Genomic DNA, 19,624 nt, shown 5'->3' with positions numbered 1-19,624 from the left:
TTTCCCACCCCTTATTGAACATATTTTGACTTTTTGTACATTAACGAACACTTAGCACTTTTTTGTTTGTTGAATGTTCTTCCATTCAGGGATTATAATTTTATTGTACACTTGTTCATTAAATATGAGGAGGTTTTATTGATGAGATTAGAAGGTAAAGTTGCGGTAGTTACTGGAGCTGCATCCGGAATGGGTAAGGCGATTGCGGAATTGTATGCGGCTGAAGGCGCGAAAGTGGTCGTTGCGGACATGAATCTGGACGGCGCGGAAGCAGTCGTGCAAGGCATTTCCTCGAACGGCGGATCAGCTAAAGCGGTGAAAGTGAACGTCACGAGCCAGGAAGATATCGACAATATGATTGATACAGCAGTAAATGAATTCGGCACATTGGACATTCTGGTCAACAATGCGGGCATCATGGACAATTTTGAGCCGGCCGGCGAGATCACGGATGAAAAATGGGACCTGATTTTTGATGTAAATACGAAAGGCGTCATGCGCGCGACACGTAAAGCGATTCCGATTTTCCTTGAAAAAGGCAAAGGCGTCATCGTCAACACCGCTTCAACAGGCGGATTGAACGGCGCTCACGCTGGTGCTGCATACGGAGCATCAAAACATGCGGTCGTTGGTTTCACGAAGAACACAGGTTACATGTATGCGAAATCCGGCATCCGCTGCAACGCCATCGCACCAGGCGGCGTCGCAACAAACATTTCTTCGTCGATGACAAACGTCAGCCAGTTTGGCGCAGGCCGTCTGCAAGCAGTTCAAGGCGTTATGCCGCGCGTCGGCCAGTCGGAAGAAATCGCACAAGTGGCGTTATTCCTGGCTTCAGACGAATCAAGCTTTGTGAACGGTACAGTTATTGTTGCCGACGCAGGATGGACTTCTGCTTTCTAATTAGAAAAGTAATAGCGCCCGTTCCACAGATTGTGGGGCGGGTATTTTTATGGCGTTTTTCGCATCTGGATAGTATTTTGGGAATGCGGATAGTATTTCAGTGATTCCGGATAGTATTTTCGAAACGCGGATAGTATTTCAATGAATCCGGATAGTATATCCAATTTACTGGAAAAACCATGTGGCATTTTCGCTCAAATTGTTATCCAGACGCTAAATAGATCACCCTCATGACCAGTTACAAGAGCTACAGCGGATGTTTTTCGCTGTGCGAAAAACTCCATGGTTTTAAGGAAGCCTTAGCGGCTGGACCGCTAAGGCTTTTTCATATTAATGGGTTTGGGTTTGGGTTTGGGTTTGGGTTTGGGTTTGGGTTTGGGTTTGGGTTTGGGTTTGGGTTTGGGTTTGGGTTTGGGTTTGGGTTTGGGTTTAGATAGGCTGGGTGGGGCGGAAGTGGTTGATTCGGATGGGAAGATTCGGGTGAAAGACGGCTCAAATTGGGTCAGCGCAAATAAATTTGAATCTGCGCAAACAAACTACCGACCGCTGCTTATTTCTTGTTCCCTAATAAGAAATCACCCTTATTCGGCCACCGATCCACATGCCAAATCTATAATTCTCTTCGTTTTCTAACCTCGAGCTTACAAAAACAAGCAACTATCCCTATTGCTGAACCGTCTTATAAGATTGATGGGAAAGGTGGACTCATAAGATGAAAAAGAAACTCAATCTAATAATTTCATCTGCAGTTTCCGTCTATTTCATCGCGAGGCTAGCCATGCTGTTCGCGATGGCTGACAAGAATCATCTTTTCATTTATAACAATCATGATTTCGACTTACTGCTGCCCTATGCTGATATCGCCTTCACAACCCTATTCTTTTTCAGCATTTATAATTTCTTCAAAACCAATCGCACTATGAAGTATATCTCCATTGCGCTGATGATATTTTTTATTCCTTTCTCGGTTCTCGTGTCTTTTCTGTACATAGCAATGAACGCCAACGATGAACACAGCAGGCAATTTTTCAGCAATGAAGAGCTTTTGGTTGTGATTGGCCATTTGAATGGCCTGCATCCGGACAGCGGCGATCCGCGGGATATCTATATGTACGAAAAAACAGCGCCTTTTGTTTATACGAAAATCGGCCACAGCCGGATTGAGTTGGATGCGGAGGAGCTGAGGGAACTTTCTGATATGCAATTGGATGCTGAAGAGCTTTCAGTGGAAATCAATGAAAGACGGATTCTGCTGGAGAAGTTAAAATGAGGTTTTTCGAGGAAAATTCGTTTCATATATTATCCTCAAGGCGGCGAGCGGAGAAATTCGTCCACGAAATCCATGAAAAGTGCATAGCCGATAAGCATACTCGGTGCAAAATTGATGATCGGCGAAAAAATGCGCATTGCCAGATTTTCTTTGCTGAACATTGAGACGATGCTGAGAGGAATGCCGAAAACAGAAGCCAGAAATATGAATATTGCCAAGCCATTTAATGTCAACATTATCGAGATGGGCAATAGAAGAATCACAGCAAGTGCTATGTAGAATGAAATTTTTGTAAATAATTTCAAGTCCTTTCTTTTCATGTGGCCACCTCATTTCTGGAATTTGGGGATGAAACCGTTGGAAAATCATCACTGCCAGTTTACCCTATTCTAATATATTCCACTGCCGGAGCATATTTTTTTCGGCAGGAACGAAAAAAACACCCTCTCACAGCGGTGTTCCCCTCCCTTACTCACCCTTACTCGCCCATACTCAGCTTCTTCTCAATCACCTCAACCCGCTCATTCAAGTCGTCGATGCGTTTTTGCAGCAGCAGCGTATTTTCTTTCTCGTTTTCCAGCCGTTCATTTGCCTTTTTTGCATCCCGCTTGAAGGCCTTAATAACTTTGAAGAAAAGGAAAAAGAGAACTGCCATTGTGCCCAATAGGATAATTGTTGCGGCAATATCACCGTAATTTACATAGATTTCTTCAATCATTTTCGTTTCCCCTTTGATGTCATTTTTGCTCAATTTATCAATAAGCCGGTTTTTATTTTCCAAATTCCCAAAAGAAATCTCTTGCTTCTTCCGGCAGTTCTTCCACATCCAAAACTTTTAATTTTTCGGTTCCCGGCGAAGTCATAATTACATAAGATTTGTCATTATACTCAAACAGCGAAAACTGCCCTACCCTATTTGCAGTGTTTTCCTGAATGAAATCGAAATCATCTTCAGAGAAATTATCTTCATAGCCTTCCAGTATATATTTTTGTGCTTCTTCAAAATCACCAGCAAATTGGAGTTTCTGATGTAATTCGATGGAGTTCTTGGGTGTCAGAAAAAAATTGTAATAGATGAGAACGCCGAATATTATTGCTGCCAAAATGTAAATGGCAAACCTGTCATTCCGTGATTTCTTCTTAGAATCCCCCATACCTTTTCCCCATCTCTTTTATCAAAATTCGGAAGGTAATACCTTCCATCTCTTCTTTATTATAGCAGGAGCTTCCAGAACTCTATACAGTTTTTATTGTATTCAGGAAATTAAAAAAAGAGCTCAAAATCCGAGCCCTTCTTCGATCGTTTTTAAACAATATTTTCTCTTCCAGCTGTAAAATACAGGACCACCACGAGCAGCAAAGCTGTTACCGGGAAAACGGCCAGCGTCCTTCTAATTGCAGCGGCGTCCAATGGTCCCGCTGACACAACCAGCACAAGATGAATCAGCACGAATAAAACAGAAAATAATAACGCGGCGCTGATAACGCTGTAACTTGTTGCAGCATCTTTTTTCCCAACAATGGCGATCAGCACAAAAGGGATTGCACATAGTAAAGCCAAAAGTCCGTAATTCAAATTCGGCAATCCGCCATCAAACAAATACGATTCAAAAAGCAAACGGAACAAAATTGCCGTTCCATAAACCAGGATAAAAATTCCAATCATACTTCCCACAACCATCGCACCTTTAGATTTCAACATCATTTCCACCCTTTCTCCGACTCTCTGCGTCTAAATAATTTCCGTCCAATCAAACAATGAAAGACTATACTTGTACCCACTGAAATCAGCATACTCTTCAACAGGGCTTGTCGCCTCGCACGCTTGACCAATAAACTGAACTGCTCGTTTTTTAATTGAACTTCTGTATCACTCACCATTTTTTAGCCCCTTTCATCTTTAAAACGTTTGCATCGGGTAAAGGTGAACAGGCTGGCCAGTCGGATTTGCCGTTTTTTTGCTGATTGCCCGCAAATATTTTTAATCGCCCGCATTTTAATTTAATCGCCCGCATTCTGAATTAAACGCCCGCAAATCTTTCTAATCGCCCGCATTATTTTTTAATCGCCCGCAAGCTCGCCAACCGTCCATTTCTCTCTCTCACCCAACCCCATAAAACAAAAAAAGAAGCTTTTCGCTGTGCGAAAAGCCTCTATTAACCTCAAAACCTTAATATTTATCAGTGGTCGCACCTAAAACTGCGGCACGCACCATCGGAAAGTCAGCAAATGCCTCCAATTCTTCCGGAGAACCGGTGACAACGACTCCGGAAATCGACAATTCGTCCACCGCCACTTCAGACGAATCGTCTCCAGCGATCACATCATAAATCCGCCCAGCTTCCTGCTGAAAATCACCTTTTTCATTCCGCAGCCAGTCCAGCTGGCGGATAAACATATCTGCCGACTCCCTCACATCACGACCCTGGAAAAAGCCGTACGCTTCATACCCGTAAACCGGCTGCTGTTCTTCGCTTTGATCCGCAGTGGTGCTCACATTCACCCAATACCAGTCCGCCAGCTCGGCAAACTGCTCCTCAACTTCTTCCAGTCCATAAGCTGCATCAAACGAAAAAGCCATTTCCACGACTTTATTGCCATCGATTTCTTCCAACAGCGACCGTTCATCCGGCAGGAATTCGTAATCGAGCTCAGGCGAATAAAATTCAATCAGCCGCTCTCCCTCGAAATACATAACCATACGGTCATCTTCAATCGATCCTCTTCCGGAATAGGAAGGGGTCTGTACAGGCTGCGAGGCGCCGAAAATAGAAAAGTTCTTTTTTTTCGTCTCCCACGGAACCGGCACGCCCGCCACATATTTCGTGGAAGAAGTCATAACTGAAGCTGAAAACGGCGTGTAATTATAATGGGAACCGCCCGTTTCCACATTCGCACCGCGGATGGATTCCGTCGCGTAGAAGTAATCCATTTCAGTCTCCATATTCTTATACATCAGATACGTCCCCAGCCACATGAGGCCAAATATCAGCAACGAACTCACAATCACCGACACCAAAGTAGTGCGGATCAACGATTTCCTCCGCGCCTTCTTCACCAACTTCGAAAAATCGCCGTCTCCCGGAAACAACTCATTTTTTTCACTCATAGCCCTGCCTCCTGTACTCTTTCACAAATTCCTGGCGCGCCCGGTACAGCGTCGTTTTGACCGAGTCTTCCTTCATTTCATACAGCTCCGCAATTTCCCGGATTGCGAGGTCGAGGCTGTATTTCATCAGCAAAACCTGCTGATGCTTCGGCTTTAATTGTTTCAGCACACTATCCACGTCCTGCTTTCGCTCATTATCCAGCACCGCCTGTTCCGGCGTGAATTCCTCGAATAATTGCTGGGAATTAAACTTCAAATCGATCGCCTGCCGCCGCGACCGCTTTCGGTACAAATCGTAATAACCATTTACCGCCACGCGGAACAGCCAGCTCTCAACGTTTTTGTGGCTGATGGAATCTATGTAAAGGATGAATTTATACGCGGTATCCTGAACGATATCTTCTGCATCTTCTTTTGAAGCGCCCATTTTCATCAAATAGGATTTCACGATTTTCAAGTAATCATATAATTTTTGGTCCATCATCAAATCGCCCATTCACCGGCCTCCCCCTATATAAACGTTCAACTCGGGAAAAGGTGAACAAGAATCGTACAACATATAAAAATAAAAAATGGCGGGCGCACCGCCAACCGCCCACCACTTTATTCCCCCGGATCCTCCTCCAGCACCCACTCCATCACCAACTCAAAATTCACCTGAATCACCGGTTCCGGAAAATCGTCCGGCAGCAATTCCATTTCTGTCGACAGGCCGATTTGCATCCCGTCCACTTCAACGGTGTTGCCCGCATGCCAGTCTTCCATCGTGCTCCACTCGCCTTTCAACAATATGCCGGAAATATGATAATTGCCGATCGCGAGATGCTGTCCGGCTTTATTTCCCGGGAAATATGAAACATGATTCGGCCTCGTCGCTTCGATACCGATTTCCAAGAGGGTCCCCCGGAGCAACGCGTGCTTCTGTTCAATTACTGCTGCGAAATTTTCACAATAAAGGCAGTCGCATACGTCCAATTTATTGCGATTGTAATCGAGCGTCTTTTCGGCGTCCACATCCAACACCCAATCCGCCAGCTTCACCTTTTTCATAAAATCATCTCCCACAAATTATTCTTTAATTCCATTCTACCATTCCGACAAAAAGACCATCATCATTTTCTTTTTGACCATTATAGTTGTCAAATTGAAATCAATCATATACAATAAAATCATGAAGAGGTGATGAGATGAAAACAAAGCTGAAAGAATTGCGGGCGAGGCACGGGATCAATCAAACCGAATTGGCCAAAAGGGCGAAAATTTCACGCCAGACGGTCAGCCTCATTGAGCGGGAGGAATTCATGCCGTCTTTGCTCATCGCAATGAAAATCGCACGCGTATTTGACGAACCCATTGAAGAAATCTTTCGATTCGAAGAGGAGGAACTGGAATGAAGAAAATATTAACAACAAGCGGAAAGCTGTTAATAGGAGCCTTGATCGGATTTTTTGGAATGCTGGCTTTATTGGAGGCCGAAATCACTTTTGACTTTGGCAACTACGCCTATCCAGCCAGCATCGTGATACTTGCAGCTGCTGCTGTGCTGATTGTATTTTCATTGTACTGCTACTCGAGCATCCGCAAAACAGCGAAACAGGATTTGAGCGGTGACGCGGAAGACGCAGCTGAAGGAAAAATGTACAGACAATACAGCGACGCCAACCTGAGCATTACCCTGGCTCTGCTGTTCGGCCTTGCAGCTGTATGCCTGGCGCTTCTGACAGAGCAGCCTGTATGGACGGCGGTAACTGGCGTCGTGCTCACGTTCATCAGTTTCGTGGTTTCGTTCCTGCTGCCTGGCTTGATGCACAAAATGTATCCCGAGCGCAATCTGCCTTCCATCAGTGACAAGGATTATGCCAATAAACTGCTGGAAAGTTCCGATGACGGCGAAAAACACGTTATGCTCGACGGTTTGTATAAAACTTATTTGAGCCTGAACTCCCTGCTGATTGGAGCGATAATACTGTTGCTGCTCTATTCGATGGTGACAGGCGCATCCCAGCTGTTCGGCATATTCGTGGTCGTCGCGATTTTGGCGGTCACCAATGCCCAGTACATGTTCAGCATACGAAATAAATAAGATGCGAAAATGAAAAACCGCTCCAGCCGGTTTCCTATGGAATCGGCTGGAGCGGTCTTATTTTTATTCAAATTTAACTTTCCGCTGCACGAACCAATGCTTAAAATCATGGCGCAGTCCATCCGGCACATCCTGGATTGAGCTGACGTGAATCGGCTTCGCACGGTTCGTGAAGCCAAGACTGCCGACGCCGAACGCGCGCTGCAGCCGTGACTGGCTCACTTTGATTTCCTGGATCCGTTCCCGGCGGGTGATGAACGTTGTCGTCGTGAAACCGCCCGTCCGGATCTGGATCGAATCGCCTTCGATTGCGTAGCGCGTGAAAAAATACTCAAACAAGCGGCTGCCGAGGCTCAGCAAAAACACGATTCCAGCCACCCACAAGATTCCAGGCTGGAAAATCCACAATGCGACAAGCGCAATGGCCGTAAAATAATACGGGCGGAGCACTTTCAGCCAAATGGTGTTGCGCGGCAAACGTTGGAGCTGGTCCTGAACCGTGTACTGCGGCAGCAGCTCGTTCAATAATCTGTAGGCGTCTTTCGTCTTCATGAACGGGTAGAGCGAATTAGTTGCCGGCCCTTCACCGACGCTGAGAGCTTCCGCGCTGATCAGCTTAATCTCCACAATCCCCCAGACCCGCTTCAACAGAGGCTGTTCAATTTGAATGGCCTGCACTTTATTCCGTTTAATCGTAAATGTATGAACCTGCCCGACTCCCCGGGAAATGTAAATCCGGTCGCTGTCGGCTTCGATCCGGTAATTGCCGTAGCGAATCGTCGTCTGCACATAACCGATCACGGAAGAAATCAAAATTGCGGCGATGAACAGCGGTGCCAACAGCCAAAGGTGATCCACGAAAAAGAAAACCGCGTTTTCCGCTTCATCTTCGATTGAGAAAAAATCATCAATCTGGAAATACAGCGCCAGCAAAATCGGGAAAATGGCCAGGAAACTGAGCGACGTGAAAGCGGCGCGCAGCGTATCTTTTTTTGTCGACCTGAAATATTCGCGGCGTTCTGTTTTCACCGGTGCTGTCGTCTCGATTTCCATCTCTTCTTTGTCTTCACTTACAGCCGTCAGAAGTACATTCGATGTTCCGCTTTCAATCACACGGACAATTTCATCCGCTTCCTGTCTTTTCAACACAGGGAAACGCACCGAAGCATCTTCGCTTGCAGTCCCCGTTTCAAGCGTCAACGACGTCAATCCGAACCAATTATGGATGAAGGTCGTCGCCGTTTTTTTATTCTGGACGCGGTCGAACGCAATCGTCCGCACTTTCTTGACGAATACACCCTCACGCAACGTGATGGATGCAGGGGTAATTTCATATGTATTCAGCCACCACGACAGGAAGATTTTCCCGATCGTAAATGCGGCTGCGACAAGAAAGACATATTTCGCCCAGTATACCCACCCTTCCGTTACGTCATAATTCAAGATGAAAAGGAATAATATAAAGAAAAAGCTATTGCGCAGGAATCCAAAAAGTTCAACAAGCAAATAAGCCGGATGATACCGTTTCGCATTTTTCGTTTTATCCAAGGGAATCATCTTCCTTCACATTGGCATAGGAAGCAATCTGCGCCCGCAGCGCCAGCGCTTCTTCCTCCGGAATGGCCGGAATCGTGTGATTTGAAGCGGTCGTGCCGATTTTCAGCGAATAAAGACCGGCTTTCCGCAGAAACGGACCCTGGTCAGTTGTGACGTATTCGATTTTCGCCATCGGGATGATCGTGTGTTCCACATTCCAGCGGCCGTGCTTCAGCTGGATAAAATTCTCATCCACATCATAGCGCCACGTGCGCTGAATAAATACGGGCTCGAAAAAAATACTGAAGATCGCCGATAAAACGGTGATGCCAATTAATATGTATAGCGTGATGTTGACCCAATTATACCAGTCCCAGTAGTGGCTCGCGGCAAGCAGCGCGCCGAATACCAAGAGGAACGAGCCGTGTCCGATCGTATTCGTCGTGCGCCAGATTTTAATGATTTTAGTGGAAATCTGCCTCTCTGGCTCTTTTAATATGTATTCCATCTGTTTCACCTCAATTGTAATACGATTGTGTGCGGGTTAGGTTTCGGAAAATGAGAACGTTTCCGGTTTTATGAGTCAATTTGGAATAGGGCGTCGCTAAATAAAGTGAATTTGTGCTTTGGGTTGGTGAAAGGGAGGCTTTTCGCTCAGCGAAAAGCTTCCTTTTGGGTTTTGGGGCTTTGGGAAAGGCGGAAATGGGTTGGTCAGACGATTTGCGTGCGATTATTTTCGTTTGCGTGCGATCAGCTGTCACTTGCGTGCGATTAAATCCATTTGCGTGCGATAAGCTGTCGCTTGCGTGCGATTAAAATCTTTTATGCGCGGTGAGGAGAATTTATGCGCGATTAAATTTTTTTATGCGCGATTAGAAAGTTTTATGCGCGATTAAAAAAAGATATGCGCGTTCAGCAATTTCCTCTCCATTTTCCACGTAATAAAATCAAAACTCCACATGAAAAGGCTGTGCCTCTTCATTCAGGCAAAGCTCGATCCGCTCCCGGAAGTTTTTCCACGTCACCATTTCGAGCGCTTCAGCAATCGGGAAGAATCCCACTTCCAGACTTTCTGACGATGTTGTCGGTGTGCCGCCAACCGGCTTCGCCAGGAACAGCGTGTTGCAGATGGACGCCTCCACATTCTGAAAAATGCCGCAGAACTTCACGATTTCCACCTCGATGCCCGACTCTTCAAACGTTTCCCGGACAGCGGCGCCTTTCAGCGACTCGCCTTCTTCGACCTGGCCGCCCGGCATTTCCCAGCCTCTGCGCGGACCTTTGATCAGCAAAATTTCCCCTTGCTCATTCAGCACAATCGTCCCTGCTGAAACGATATGCTTTGGCGGCGTGTAAACCGCTTGAATACTTTTTTCTGTTGATGCCATGATAAATCCCCCACTCTTTGTCTTTTATTTACATTAAATGTACCATATCATTTCTGTCCCTCAGCTTTTATTTGGAAAATCATCTATTATTTCCAGAATTTTCTGTTACGATGAAATAAAATTGATTTCCACTGAGAGGTGCCCATGAAAAAGATCTTTCTGTTATCGCTCGTGCTAATATTTACAAGTTTTGCTTCAGCACAGGCCTTGACCTGGGCTTACGGTTTCGTTGTCTGGGACGGGAATGTCTATGAAGTGAAGGACGAGGAATTTCTGCAGGACGAGGAAGTTGGAGAAGTTATCGGAGAGGTCGAAACGCAGGCCGATGACATGACCGGCGCTCATTACGGGAATGCTTCCAATTATTATCCAATAGGGACCAAATATTACGAAATAACAGGCACCCCCACTTCCGAAGCAATTGCTGTAGAAGTCGACGGCCAGTGGCTGAAGGCTGTGTATGTCAACAAAGCGCCTTTTCACATTATGAATATACTCACGAGTCCCTATTTAATAGCGACTGTAGTGCTGATTATCCTCGTCATAGCCGGAATCATCATTCGGAACAGCAGGTTTGTAGATCAGTAAGTAATGAAGGAGGCTAATTATGATCAATGTTTTATTTGGATTACTGTTTGTATTCTTCAAACCAAATTTTGAGTTCCTCGATATCGGCATTGTATATTATTTAACCAATATTATTGGATATCTATTGCTGTTTTTGGGAGTTCGGGAGTTGGGGCGTCAGTATGAAAAGGTATTGAAGGCTCAACCTTATGTCATCTTTATGGTGGTGCACAGCATCTTCTTTTTCCTCTTGAATATTTCCGGAAAATCACCTTTGACCATACCCATGGACTCTCGCCTCGCAATCGTCTCTTTAGTCGGACTGGGTTTTGCCATTGCAGGGATGTTTATGGTCTTCGTCATTATTTCCTTCCTCATTGAAGGCTTACAAATTGAGTTTCCTGCGAGAAGACTGAGTATGGTAGTCGTATTAATGATGATGACATTCGCTTTCGCCGGGCTGTGCTATTTCTTTATTCCTGGAATAGCCCCAATCCTGATGAGTGTCTTATTGGCTCTGAATGTCATTTTCCTCTTCGGGTTCTACAATGTCTTTATTCGCAATAATGAAAGAGTCATGGTGTGAACAGTATTTGAATTGAAGATACCATGAATAAAAACGAAAAGGACTTCCCCTTATATGGAAGTCCTTTCGTCATCTTCTATAAGTGGTTACGTCTCAAAAAGCTCCCCACTCAACGCAGCAACGTACCGCTTCGCCGAGCGCTGAACCGCCGCTCCCGCATCTTCCTTCACAATACGGTTGAATGCATCGTAAATCCGGTTGAACGGAATGGCATCCAGCTGCCCCGCCATCCGTTCGACGGTTGATGCCGGCAAAGGAATGAAGTTCGGATAGCTGTACATGAAAGTCACCCACTCGCGGTCTGCCACTACGCGGATTATATCCCCGGTGAACAATACCCCTTTGCCATCGTTTCCCGTTTTCCATTCCGCGACAGCTGCACCCTTGAAGTGGCCGCCGGTGCGGTGCAAACGGATATCTTCCGTCAGCTCCACCGATTCGCCTGACCAAAAGACGATCCGGTCGCTCGGCCGCGTCACCCACTGCCGGTCATCTTCGTGAATATAAATCTTCGCATCAAACGCTTCGGCCCATTCGACTTGCGTCGAGTAATAATGCGGATGCGACAACGCAATGGCATCAATGCCGCCGCGCTTCTTGATTTCGCCGATCGCTTTCGGATCTAAATAAGTAATGCAGTCCCATAATAAATTAAAGTTCTTCCCCTGCACCAGATACGCGGTCTGCCCGATGGCAAATCCCGGCGAAGTGGAAACCGCGAAGATTCCTTCCTCTTCTGGTACGATCTCATTTTTGTAGGTCTGTGACTGGACCATCTCTTCCAGCGTCGTCCACTTTTGACCGGCCGGGCTCACATACTGCCGCTCTTCATTGCAAATAGTGCACATTTCCGGCTCCGTCGCTGAACTTTCTGTTTGAACGCCGCATGTCGTGCAGATGAAATTCTTCATTTCTTTCATCCTTTCTTGTCATTCCTATGTATATATTCTTTTTTATATTGTATCCCAGAATTTTCAGCGGGCATTCATCCATAGGTCTTGTTTCTTAGCCAAGCGACTGAAGTCACTGCTTTGTTATTCGAATAAAGGCTGAGTGATCATAGAATCGGGAAAAGTGATCATAGAACCGTTTGAATGATCATAGAATCGTTTGAGTGATCATAGACTGCCGAAAAGTGATCATAGAACCCCATAAACCGCTCATAGAAATTTTCACGCGAATAAAAAAGAGAAACCCGCATCTGAGTTTCTCCTCTCTCAACTCCAAATAGATCATTTTTTCTTAAACAATGCCGTCCACAAGCCGGAAACGCCAAAAACATCGTCCGATGCCTCCGCTTTTCGCATCTTTCTGATCTCGATCGGCTCCAGACTCCCAAAAATGTCGCGCAGCTTTTCTTCAGTGAAGCCGAGACCGCCGTTCAGGCTTCGCTGCCGGTAAACTTCCCAGTCCGTGATATCCGAGCCGCCAAGTTCCCCGCCTTCCACAAAACATGTGATGGCAAAATGCCCGCCCGGTTTCAATGCACTTTCCACCAGCTCGATATAATTATTCCGCCGGTGAGGGGCAATATGGTGAAAACAGCCGGAATCATAGACCACATCGTATGTACCTTCCTCAATCGCAATTTCAAAAATATTATTATGACTAAAATTGATTTCAACATTTCTCTCTTCTGCCCGCTCTCTCGCCCAGGCAATCGATTCTTCCGACAAGTCGACTGCGTCAACCGCGCATCCCTTTTCGGCAAAGTAAATAGCGTTCCTTCCCGGGCCGCTTCCCAGCTCCAGAACTTTTCCAGCCTGGAAAATCCCTTTTTCGAAATAGCCAACCAGATTTTCATCCGGCTTGTTCACAAAAAACGGGATACCTTTCTCCCGGTTTGAATAGAACTCATTCCAAAATCCGCTCGGCTCCCGCAATAGAGAGTCGAGCATGTTCAGCAAATCGTCGTGGCTACGGATTGTTTCATTCATATGTCGCCCTTCTTTCATCGGTTTTATCTCATCATTTCGTTATAAAGATAGAGCTGATGGAACGCAGGCACCAGCAAAGCCGCTGCTATGCATATGATAGCTGCAAATTTCGCCTGTTTTCTCAGTCGCTGTTCGCCATCTTTCAAATACTCAAAAAAGGTGAAAGTGAAATAGATACCGCAGATCAATAAAATTATGGATAGTATTCCTATCCAGCTGCCGTTTGCCAATAGACCTAAATCAGACAAAGTAAATTCCTCTTTTCTCACATGAATGATTATTTTTCGGTAAGACGAATATCAGGTGAAGGATTAGTTTTTATTCTCTCTCTACTAATAAAAGCAGAAATTTCCGTCATTTACCTTTTACTAATTATACCATTTCACCCATAACATTTGTCCCTACTTAACAGTAATCTACAAAAAAGAACCCACTCATTTATGAGCGGATTCTCTTTCTTTATTAATTCATTGGAATTGTGAATACTTAGTGTAAAATAAAGTAAATTCAAATTTTTACCATCTTCAGAAAGAACTCCATTATGTGCCACAGCAATATAAATAATGCTGGGAAATGAGGTAATATCTAAATGTGGAACTCAAAGAAAATGACCGTGAAAAGCTGGATTTCTTTTTTGCTGATGTGCTTTCTTATAATCGGTGGATTCACCTATTATGTTTTATTCCACACACCGAAAGATTCACTCGAATTATACCAGGGCATTTCCTTTGCAGAAGACTTCAATGACGCACAAAAGTTGATGCTGGATGGCTACGAAGGCAATTTTACTGAAGCGGATTTTGATTTCATCAATAGCCTGGAGAACTCCGCCAATAGTGTAAGCCAAGTCACACTGTTTGAATATGATGATAAAACTTTTGTGATTATGACTTCGCCGGGGACAGACAGATTAAAGGTGCTGAAAGTGGAAGAGGCGCCTGAAGAAATAAGAGATTATTTCTTTGAGTTCCTGCCGTAACCCACTATATAAAGTCACATTTCCAGTCTCACCGGTTCAACGTATGAAACGCACACGTCCGGATATGATCATCGACAATTCCGATCGCCTGCAGAAACGAATAGGTCGTTACCGGTCCGACGAATTTAAAGCCGCGCTTTTTCAGCTCCTTGCTGATTTTGGCGGACAACGGCGACTCGGCAGGCATCTGCGATTGATCTTCCCAGGCGTTTATAATTGGTTCGTTATCCACAAAACTCCACAGGAAATCGGCGAAACTGCCGAATTCCTTTTGAATCGCCAATACCGCCTGCGCATTGCTGCGGACTGATTTAATCTTGGCGAAATGCTTGATGACGCCAAAATTTTCTTTAATGTTTTCCAAATCCGCGTCGCTCAATCCCGCACAATAGCCGATATCAAAATTGCGAAAAGCTGCCTGGTACGCCTTCCGCTTTGCCAACACGATGCTCCACGACAAGCCCGCCTGCGCGCCTTCCAGGTTCAGCAGCTCAAAAATATAGCGCTCATCCCGCGTCGGCCTGCACCATTCCTCGTCGTGATACGCCTGCATCATTTCGCTGCTGCCCGGCCATGAACAATTCTCCATCTGCGATCCGCCCCCTATCATTTTCTTCTGGTTTTTTGCTTTTCGCCTGCGAAAAGCATCCATTCTGTCCTTTGACCTTGTCTTTTAACAGATTTTGATCTCAATCAAACCGGAAAAGGGAAGAAACCGCCTTCAAGTTTCTCCCCTTTCCAATGTTCTCCGAAAGCCCCAACACCCTACAAACTCTTCCTTCTCACTTCCTGTTCATGCTTCAGCAGCCATTCCTTCCGGCTCAGCGTCCCCGCGTAGCCCGTCAGCTTCCCGCTCGATCCGATCACCCGGTGGCACGGCACGATGATCGTCAGCTTATTTTTGCTGTTCGCATTGCCCACTGCCCGCACAGCTCGTTCGCTGCCAACTTTCACCGCAATGTCACGGTAGGATGCCGTTTCCGCATAACCGACCGTTGTTAAGGCCGACCATACTTTCGTCTGGAATTCAGTTCCCTTCGACATGACTGGAACGCTGAATTCCAGACGCTCCCCGCGGAAGTATTCCTCCAGCTGCGTCATACACTCTTTCAAAACCTGCGGCGTATCCGGCTGCACGCAATGTTTTATTTCTTCGCGCTCCGTGAATAAAACCGAGGAGACTCCCTCTTCTGTGCCCATGATTTCGATGATGCCGATCGGCGTTTGCAGATCGACTTGATGCAAGTTACTCATATAAACTCCTCCATAAATAGAAAGTGGCGTAGGCTTCCCACCCTTTCCAGTTTTCTGCATAGCGCTCAATTTCCGCGAATGTCGGCTTTTGTTCCAGTCCCAGCTGCACCTTCAACGCGTTGTGCAGGCCGACGTCAGCCAGCGGGAAAGCCGACGGAATCGCCAGGCATTTCATCATTACGTAATTCGCCGACCATGGGCCGATGCCGCGGAGAGCCACAAGCTCTTTTTCAATCGCTTCCGTGTCATTCCGCTCCATGAACTGTTCCCTGGCCAGCTTGCCTTCAGCCATTTCACCCGCAACACCGATAAGGTATTCTGCTTTCCTGCCCGAAAATTGCAGGGACGTCAAATCGCTCACCGACAGCGCCGCAATCGTCTCAAAGGAAGGAAACGCCCAGTAATCCTCTCCTTCGTATACGAACGGACTTCCAAAATTCTCGACCAGCCGCTTTTTCAGCGTATAGGCAAACGTCAGATTAATCTGCTGGCCCATGATCGCCCAGGCCATCGCTTCGAATAAATCAGGCATGCCCAGAATCCGCAGCCCGTAATATCTTCTTACGATCGGCTGCAAAATTGCATCCTGCTCTGCCAGTTCATAAAATGGCGTCAGGTCCGTTTTCAGATCAAACCATTGCCACACATAATCGCCGGCTGCCCGCTGCCCCGCTTCAGAAGGCGTCCCGTTCAGAAACTCAAGTTGCAGATGCCGGTGCGAATGCGTTATCTCAAATAAAATCATTTCTTCCTCATCGCGGATCAGCTTCCGGATGCGGCCATCTTCTATTCGGTGGAGGTTTTCCTGAAGCGAGCGGTTGAGGAAAATCAGGCATTCTTCAAAATTGAAGTCAGCTGGAGTAGGAATTCGCAAGCAATTGTCGTCTGTTGTCGTCTTCATACAGCAGCTCCTTCATCATTTTCCTGTATTCACTCGGCGACAGATTTTTCAGCCGCCGGAACGCTTTATAGAAATGCGATGTGCTTTGGAAACCCGCTTCGAAGCAAATCTCCAGATTCGTGTAATCCGTGTGTTCCAATAAATGCGCCGCTTTGTCGACACGGATTTTCTCCAGAAATACGCGCGGCGTCTCCGAAGTTTCCTCCTTAAATATGCGGTCCAGATAAGAAGGACTCAGTCCAACATGAGCCGCCACCTCATCCAGGGTCAGCTTCCGTTTATGGTTCTCTGCCAAAAATGCCATCACCTGCCGGGTGACTTCCTCATTCGGCGTCCGCTCCGTTTCCGGCTGGCACCTTTTACATGCCCGGTAACCCTTGCTTTCGGCTTCCTCCATCGTCGCGTAAAATTCCACATTCACCTTTTTAGGTTTTCGTGACCGGCACGACGGTCTGCAGTAGATCTTCGTCGTTTTCACCGCTGTATAAAATAATCCGTCGTATGTCTGGTCACACGCCATGATCTTCTCCCACATTTCTTCGAACGTAAAGCCTGCCATCACGCTTCACTCCCAACTCGCGGATTTCTTCTCTCTCTATTTTACCAATTGGACCGTTGCCGCTTCGTCCTCGATTTTGCGCTTACGGTCTTGATTGATGCGAATAAAAAATATACAGAACTTTCCGCCGACTTCGTCTATACTTATTATACCATCTAACTGCAAATGAAAAAGACTGCCTGCCCGGCAGCCTTAGCTCGCTTCACGCTTATGTATCTTGTTGCCGAATAGGACAAAAAGAATGCTGATCAGCACATAGTAAATGGCCGTAATGGATAGAGTGTCAGTCAGTACTTCAGCCAGATCATAGCTTTTGATGACAAATCTCCATATAAATGAACTCACTATGTAAACCAGGGGGAACATAAGAAAATAACCGATAAAATAGTACTTCGTCATCTTATTCATCTTTTTTCGCCATACATCAGCTGGATCAGCCGTGTATGCCCACCCTCCCTAATATTAGTTAAAACTATGTACTCATCCATGATGGATTGATGAAAAGGAGAATTCCCTTGAAAGACTACCTGCCCGGCGCAATCATCTCACTCGTTTTGTTGGTCATATTCTTTATCGTCGATTCGCAAGTCTATATGAACGTCATGCCTGGCCATCTCATCATTACTTTTCTGGTCATGCATGTAGTGGTTTATAAATCGCTCATTCCCGAAAAGAAGTACCGTCCTTACTTTTTGTATGTTCTTATAGTCATCGCCGCCGTTTATTTTTCCGTGCCTGAATATACGCACGAACAGGCGAAAGCGAAAGTCGAAAATGATTACGGCCTCGTTGATGTGAAAGTCGAAAGGGTTCCATTCGATACTTCAAAGAGCTGGAATCCATTCGAATCAAGCAGAGGTTACTTGTTCAGCGGACGTGACAAGGATTCGGATGAAGCCGTTTCGGTCCTCGTCGTCCCGCATAACGGCAAGATGTTCAAGTCGGGGGAATGAGGAAATTCCGCATTCATTCTTTAAACTTTTTCCAGTGTGATCTTGTCGTAAACAGATAGGAATACCGCACTCGAAAGCACCATTCCACCAAATAAGCCGGCCAACGAAACGAGGGCTGGGCCTTGGCCAAAAGCCGCTTCACTCGGCAAATTTTCTGCATCTTCCCAAGCAGCCTCAAAATCCGGTTCGTAGTTTTTCGTTTTGATGTACCCTGACGTAAGTGTGCCGGCCGTATAAATACCGAAAAGAGCGGTGGCTCCGATAAGTGATCGGGTGATGAGTTTCATTGCTGTGCCTCCTCATTTCCATTACTGTTTCTTATCTCTAATGTCTTCAAGAATTCCAATCATCCGCTCGTTTTGCTCTTTTGCCTCATCCAGTTTCTTTTCTATTTTGCCTGAAGATATGGCTATGACAACAATCAATAAGCCCACAAGAATAAAGTCCAATTTATCCGCCTCCTGAATCATAAATTTTTTATTCCATTGGAAATATGCGATTCACCAGCCACTGTAAGACGAATTCCAACCAATTTCTTCGAGAAAGTCTTCAATAGGCGGCAGTTTCTCCTTGGATTGCCGATACGGCAGAAGGATTTCTTCACGGAGTTTCTGGAATAAATCCGCATCCGTTTCCGGGAATTTGCGTTCCAAACCAATTTTACTTTCTTCATCAACAGCGGACAAAGCAGCGACAGTATAAGCCGTCATAACCGGAAATTCTCGCTGAATGGCAAGGAAATTGGAAGAGAAAGCTGCAATGTAGCCGTTCAGCTCGAAATGGGGTTCGTCGGGATCATAGCCGCCATCATACTTCCGTTCGTGCTGAGGCGTGAAAGGGAAAGCGCTATAGGTTTCCCAAGCCCCAATCATAATAGCGAAAGCCGCCATTGCCGCTCGCCGGGTGTCAGCGTCCGGATCTGTAAAATGCTGTTCATAATGATCAAAGTCAGGTATCCATCCTCCGTGGAAATACGCCGGGTGAAACCTCTTCAGGACATCCTCCACTTTTTCCACGGTGGACTTCCCGTCATTTGTAAATCCAGCCTCAGGTAGTGGCTCATCACGCAGCTTCTCCATAATATCGGGAACATCCAAATTGCTGCCGAGATACTGCAGCATCCGCCGATTGTTCACGATCCCCTCTTCCGCTGCAGAATCCAGAAGAGCCTCCGTCATCCAGCGCATGGCCTCGCCTGGTTTTTTCATTTTATACATCGTAAAAGCATATAGAGTTTTTAGGACGCTGCAATTCCCGGATTCCCAAAACTTCATCATCCCTTCCATTAAAATCTCCTCAGATTCTTTCAGCCGACCATGCAGTCTGTACATCGAACCAAGTTGCGCATAAGCATTCACGCCTTCTTTGCCGGAAAGCCCCAGCTCTATCGCCCGTCCGTAAAATTGGATCGCTTCCTCTTCCTGCAGCAAAATTTCATGATTCCATGCACATTCATAATGCAATAAAGCGTCATCAGGATTTTGCGAAAGGAGTTCTTTGAGAAGTCTGTTGGATTCCAGAAAGTCTCCGTTACGGCGCTTTTCCAACGCATATCTGAACAACTTATCCATATCGTTCCACCCCTTCACTCTTCCCAAG

The 19,624-nt window shown here is 46.0% G+C and carries 29 protein-coding genes; 8 read left to right on the top strand and 21 right to left on the bottom strand.

The features are described 5' to 3' along the window. Positions 1-141 precede the first annotated feature (141 nt). Together IQ294_RS08565 and IQ294_RS08560 are read left to right on the top strand one after the other, a co-directional pair. Positions 142-903 (top strand): SDR family oxidoreductase, encoded by a 762-nt coding sequence (locus tag IQ294_RS08565; protein ID WP_203333618.1) that lies wholly within the window; start codon positions 142-144, stop codon positions 901-903. 712 nt (positions 904-1,615) lie between these two features. After that, positions 1,616-2,173, top strand: a complete 558-nt coding sequence (locus IQ294_RS08560) for a hypothetical protein (RefSeq protein WP_203333617.1) — start codon at positions 1,616-1,618, stop codon at positions 2,171-2,173. Between the two features lie 35 nt (positions 2,174-2,208). Here the strand turns inward: IQ294_RS08560 and IQ294_RS08555 are convergent, their stop codons facing one another. From IQ294_RS08555 to IQ294_RS08525, 7 genes are all read right to left on the bottom strand, one after another. Then, positions 2,209-2,493 carry a 2-acyl-glycerophospho-ethanolamine acyltransferase gene (locus IQ294_RS08555; protein ID WP_203333616.1) on the bottom strand — a complete coding sequence of 95 codons (285 nt, stop codon included), beginning with the start codon at positions 2,491-2,493 and terminating at the stop codon, positions 2,209-2,211. A 158-nt stretch (positions 2,494-2,651) separates the two neighbouring features. Further along, the gene (locus IQ294_RS08550) at positions 2,652-2,891 is read right to left on the bottom strand and encodes a hypothetical protein (RefSeq protein ID WP_203333615.1); all 240 of its coding nucleotides are present in this window, start codon (positions 2,889-2,891) and stop codon (positions 2,652-2,654) included. A 52-nt stretch (positions 2,892-2,943) separates the two neighbouring features. Continuing rightward, a complete protein-coding gene (locus IQ294_RS08545; protein WP_203333614.1) occupies positions 2,944-3,327 on the bottom strand; it encodes a hypothetical protein in 384 nt (127 codons plus the stop codon). A 152-nt stretch (positions 3,328-3,479) separates the two neighbouring features. Further along, complete coding sequence (locus IQ294_RS08540) at positions 3,480-3,875, bottom strand: hypothetical protein (protein WP_203333613.1); 396 nt, start codon at positions 3,873-3,875, stop codon at positions 3,480-3,482. Between the two features lie 468 nt (positions 3,876-4,343). Next, positions 4,344-5,282 (bottom strand): anti sigma factor C-terminal domain-containing protein, encoded by a 939-nt coding sequence (locus IQ294_RS08535; RefSeq protein WP_203333612.1) that lies wholly within the window; start codon positions 5,280-5,282, stop codon positions 4,344-4,346. Further along, a complete protein-coding gene (locus IQ294_RS08530) occupies positions 5,275-5,778 on the bottom strand; it encodes an RNA polymerase sigma factor (protein WP_203333611.1) in 504 nt (167 codons plus the stop codon). Before IQ294_RS08530 ends, IQ294_RS08535 begins: the two co-directional genes overlap by 8 nt. A 107-nt stretch (positions 5,779-5,885) precedes the next feature. Further along, positions 5,886-6,332 carry a hypothetical protein gene (locus IQ294_RS08525; RefSeq protein WP_203333610.1) on the bottom strand — a complete coding sequence of 149 codons (447 nt, stop codon included), beginning with the start codon at positions 6,330-6,332 and terminating at the stop codon, positions 5,886-5,888. A gap of 137 nt (positions 6,333-6,469) precedes the next feature. Between IQ294_RS08525 and IQ294_RS08520 the strand changes: the two genes are divergently transcribed. Then, complete coding sequence (locus IQ294_RS08520; protein WP_203333609.1) at positions 6,470-6,676, top strand: helix-turn-helix transcriptional regulator; 207 nt, start codon at positions 6,470-6,472, stop codon at positions 6,674-6,676. Next, positions 6,673-7,365, top strand: coding sequence for a DUF3169 family protein (locus IQ294_RS08515; protein ID WP_203333608.1), 693 nt, complete (start codon positions 6,673-6,675; stop codon positions 7,363-7,365). Before IQ294_RS08520 ends, IQ294_RS08515 begins: the two co-directional genes overlap by 4 nt. A 63-nt stretch (positions 7,366-7,428) precedes the next feature. On the opposite strand, the gene IQ294_RS08510 is transcribed toward IQ294_RS08515, so the two are convergent. The 3 genes from IQ294_RS08510 to IQ294_RS08500 form a co-directional block, all read right to left on the bottom strand. Next, positions 7,429-8,913, bottom strand: coding sequence for a PH domain-containing protein (locus IQ294_RS08510; protein ID WP_203333607.1), 1,485 nt, complete (start codon positions 8,911-8,913; stop codon positions 7,429-7,431). Next, complete coding sequence (locus IQ294_RS08505) at positions 8,906-9,409, bottom strand: PH domain-containing protein (protein ID WP_203333606.1); 504 nt, start codon at positions 9,407-9,409, stop codon at positions 8,906-8,908. The genes IQ294_RS08510 and IQ294_RS08505 overlap by 8 nt, the downstream gene beginning before the upstream one ends. A 439-nt stretch (positions 9,410-9,848) precedes the next feature. Then, positions 9,849-10,289, bottom strand: a complete 441-nt coding sequence (locus tag IQ294_RS08500) for an NUDIX hydrolase (protein WP_203333605.1) — start codon at positions 10,287-10,289, stop codon at positions 9,849-9,851. Positions 10,290-10,433: 144 nt separating this feature from the next. Between IQ294_RS08500 and IQ294_RS08495 the strand changes: the two genes are divergently transcribed. Both IQ294_RS08495 and IQ294_RS08490 read left to right on the top strand, forming a co-directional pair. Further along, the gene (locus IQ294_RS08495) at positions 10,434-10,877 is read left to right on the top strand and encodes a hypothetical protein (protein ID WP_203333604.1); all 444 of its coding nucleotides are present in this window, start codon (positions 10,434-10,436) and stop codon (positions 10,875-10,877) included. A 19-nt stretch (positions 10,878-10,896) separates the two neighbouring features. Beyond that, positions 10,897-11,442, top strand: a complete 546-nt coding sequence (locus tag IQ294_RS08490; RefSeq protein ID WP_203333603.1) for a hypothetical protein — start codon at positions 10,897-10,899, stop codon at positions 11,440-11,442. 86 nt (positions 11,443-11,528) lie between these two features. Here the strand turns inward: IQ294_RS08490 and IQ294_RS08485 are convergent, their stop codons facing one another. From IQ294_RS08485 to IQ294_RS08475, 3 genes are all read right to left on the bottom strand, one after another. Continuing rightward, the gene (locus IQ294_RS08485) at positions 11,529-12,353 is read right to left on the bottom strand and encodes an MBL fold metallo-hydrolase (RefSeq protein WP_203333602.1); all 825 of its coding nucleotides are present in this window, start codon (positions 12,351-12,353) and stop codon (positions 11,529-11,531) included. A gap of 321 nt (positions 12,354-12,674) precedes the next feature. Further along, positions 12,675-13,379 carry a class I SAM-dependent methyltransferase gene (locus IQ294_RS08480; RefSeq protein WP_203333601.1) on the bottom strand — a complete coding sequence of 235 codons (705 nt, stop codon included), beginning with the start codon at positions 13,377-13,379 and terminating at the stop codon, positions 12,675-12,677. A 23-nt stretch (positions 13,380-13,402) separates the two neighbouring features. Beyond that, positions 13,403-13,627 carry a hypothetical protein gene (locus IQ294_RS08475; protein WP_203333600.1) on the bottom strand — a complete coding sequence of 75 codons (225 nt, stop codon included), beginning with the start codon at positions 13,625-13,627 and terminating at the stop codon, positions 13,403-13,405. Between the two features lie 341 nt (positions 13,628-13,968). On the opposite strand from IQ294_RS08475, the gene IQ294_RS08470 reads away from it, so the two are divergent. Then, positions 13,969-14,358: a hypothetical protein gene (locus tag IQ294_RS08470; protein ID WP_203333599.1), complete on the top strand. Its 390-nt coding sequence runs from the start codon at positions 13,969-13,971 to the stop codon at positions 14,356-14,358. Positions 14,359-14,386: 28 nt separating this feature from the next. On the opposite strand, the gene IQ294_RS08465 is transcribed toward IQ294_RS08470, so the two are convergent. From IQ294_RS08465 to IQ294_RS08445, 5 genes are all read right to left on the bottom strand, one after another. Next, entirely contained in the window at positions 14,387-14,947 is a 561-nt protein-coding gene (locus tag IQ294_RS08465; RefSeq protein WP_203333598.1) for a DNA-3-methyladenine glycosylase I, read from the bottom strand. 176 nt (positions 14,948-15,123) lie between these two features. Continuing rightward, positions 15,124-15,612 carry a methylated-DNA--[protein]-cysteine S-methyltransferase gene (locus IQ294_RS08460; RefSeq protein WP_203333597.1) on the bottom strand — a complete coding sequence of 163 codons (489 nt, stop codon included), beginning with the start codon at positions 15,610-15,612 and terminating at the stop codon, positions 15,124-15,126. Further along, a complete protein-coding gene (locus IQ294_RS08455; RefSeq protein WP_203333596.1) occupies positions 15,605-16,513 on the bottom strand; it encodes a DNA-3-methyladenine glycosylase family protein in 909 nt (302 codons plus the stop codon). The genes IQ294_RS08460 and IQ294_RS08455 overlap by 8 nt, the downstream gene beginning before the upstream one ends. Continuing rightward, on the bottom strand, positions 16,464-17,072 hold the full coding sequence (locus tag IQ294_RS08450) for a bifunctional transcriptional activator/DNA repair enzyme AdaA (RefSeq protein WP_203333595.1): 609 nt from the start codon (positions 17,070-17,072) through the stop codon (positions 16,464-16,466). The genes IQ294_RS08455 and IQ294_RS08450 overlap by 50 nt, the downstream gene beginning before the upstream one ends. Before the next feature lie 192 nt (positions 17,073-17,264). Next, entirely contained in the window at positions 17,265-17,471 is a 207-nt protein-coding gene (locus tag IQ294_RS08445; RefSeq protein WP_238942719.1) for a hypothetical protein, read from the bottom strand. Positions 17,472-17,587: 116 nt separating this feature from the next. On the opposite strand from IQ294_RS08445, the gene IQ294_RS08440 reads away from it, so the two are divergent. Next, positions 17,588-18,025, top strand: a complete 438-nt coding sequence (locus tag IQ294_RS08440) for a hypothetical protein (RefSeq protein WP_203333593.1) — start codon at positions 17,588-17,590, stop codon at positions 18,023-18,025. Between the two features lie 20 nt (positions 18,026-18,045). On the opposite strand, the gene IQ294_RS08435 is transcribed toward IQ294_RS08440, so the two are convergent. The 3 genes from IQ294_RS08435 to IQ294_RS08425 are packed head-to-tail and all read right to left on the bottom strand — an operon-like array spanning position 18,046 to position 19,596. Continuing rightward, on the bottom strand, positions 18,046-18,312 hold the full coding sequence (locus tag IQ294_RS08435; protein ID WP_203333592.1) for a hypothetical protein: 267 nt from the start codon (positions 18,310-18,312) through the stop codon (positions 18,046-18,048). 21 nt (positions 18,313-18,333) lie between these two features. Beyond that, on the bottom strand, positions 18,334-18,474 hold the full coding sequence (locus IQ294_RS08430; protein ID WP_203333591.1) for a hypothetical protein: 141 nt from the start codon (positions 18,472-18,474) through the stop codon (positions 18,334-18,336). Positions 18,475-18,525: 51 nt separating this feature from the next. Continuing rightward, positions 18,526-19,596 carry a tetratricopeptide repeat protein gene (locus tag IQ294_RS08425; protein WP_203333590.1) on the bottom strand — a complete coding sequence of 357 codons (1,071 nt, stop codon included), beginning with the start codon at positions 19,594-19,596 and terminating at the stop codon, positions 18,526-18,528. Positions 19,597-19,624: the final 28 nt, after the last annotated feature.

Source organism: Planococcus beigongshangi, assembly GCF_016820495.1.
In the GTDB taxonomy this organism is placed as follows: domain Bacteria; phylum Bacillota; class Bacilli; order Bacillales_A; family Planococcaceae; genus Planococcus; species Planococcus beigongshangi.
Note: the sequence above shows the minus strand (reverse complement) of the source record. Positions and strands in the feature narration are given on the sequence as shown.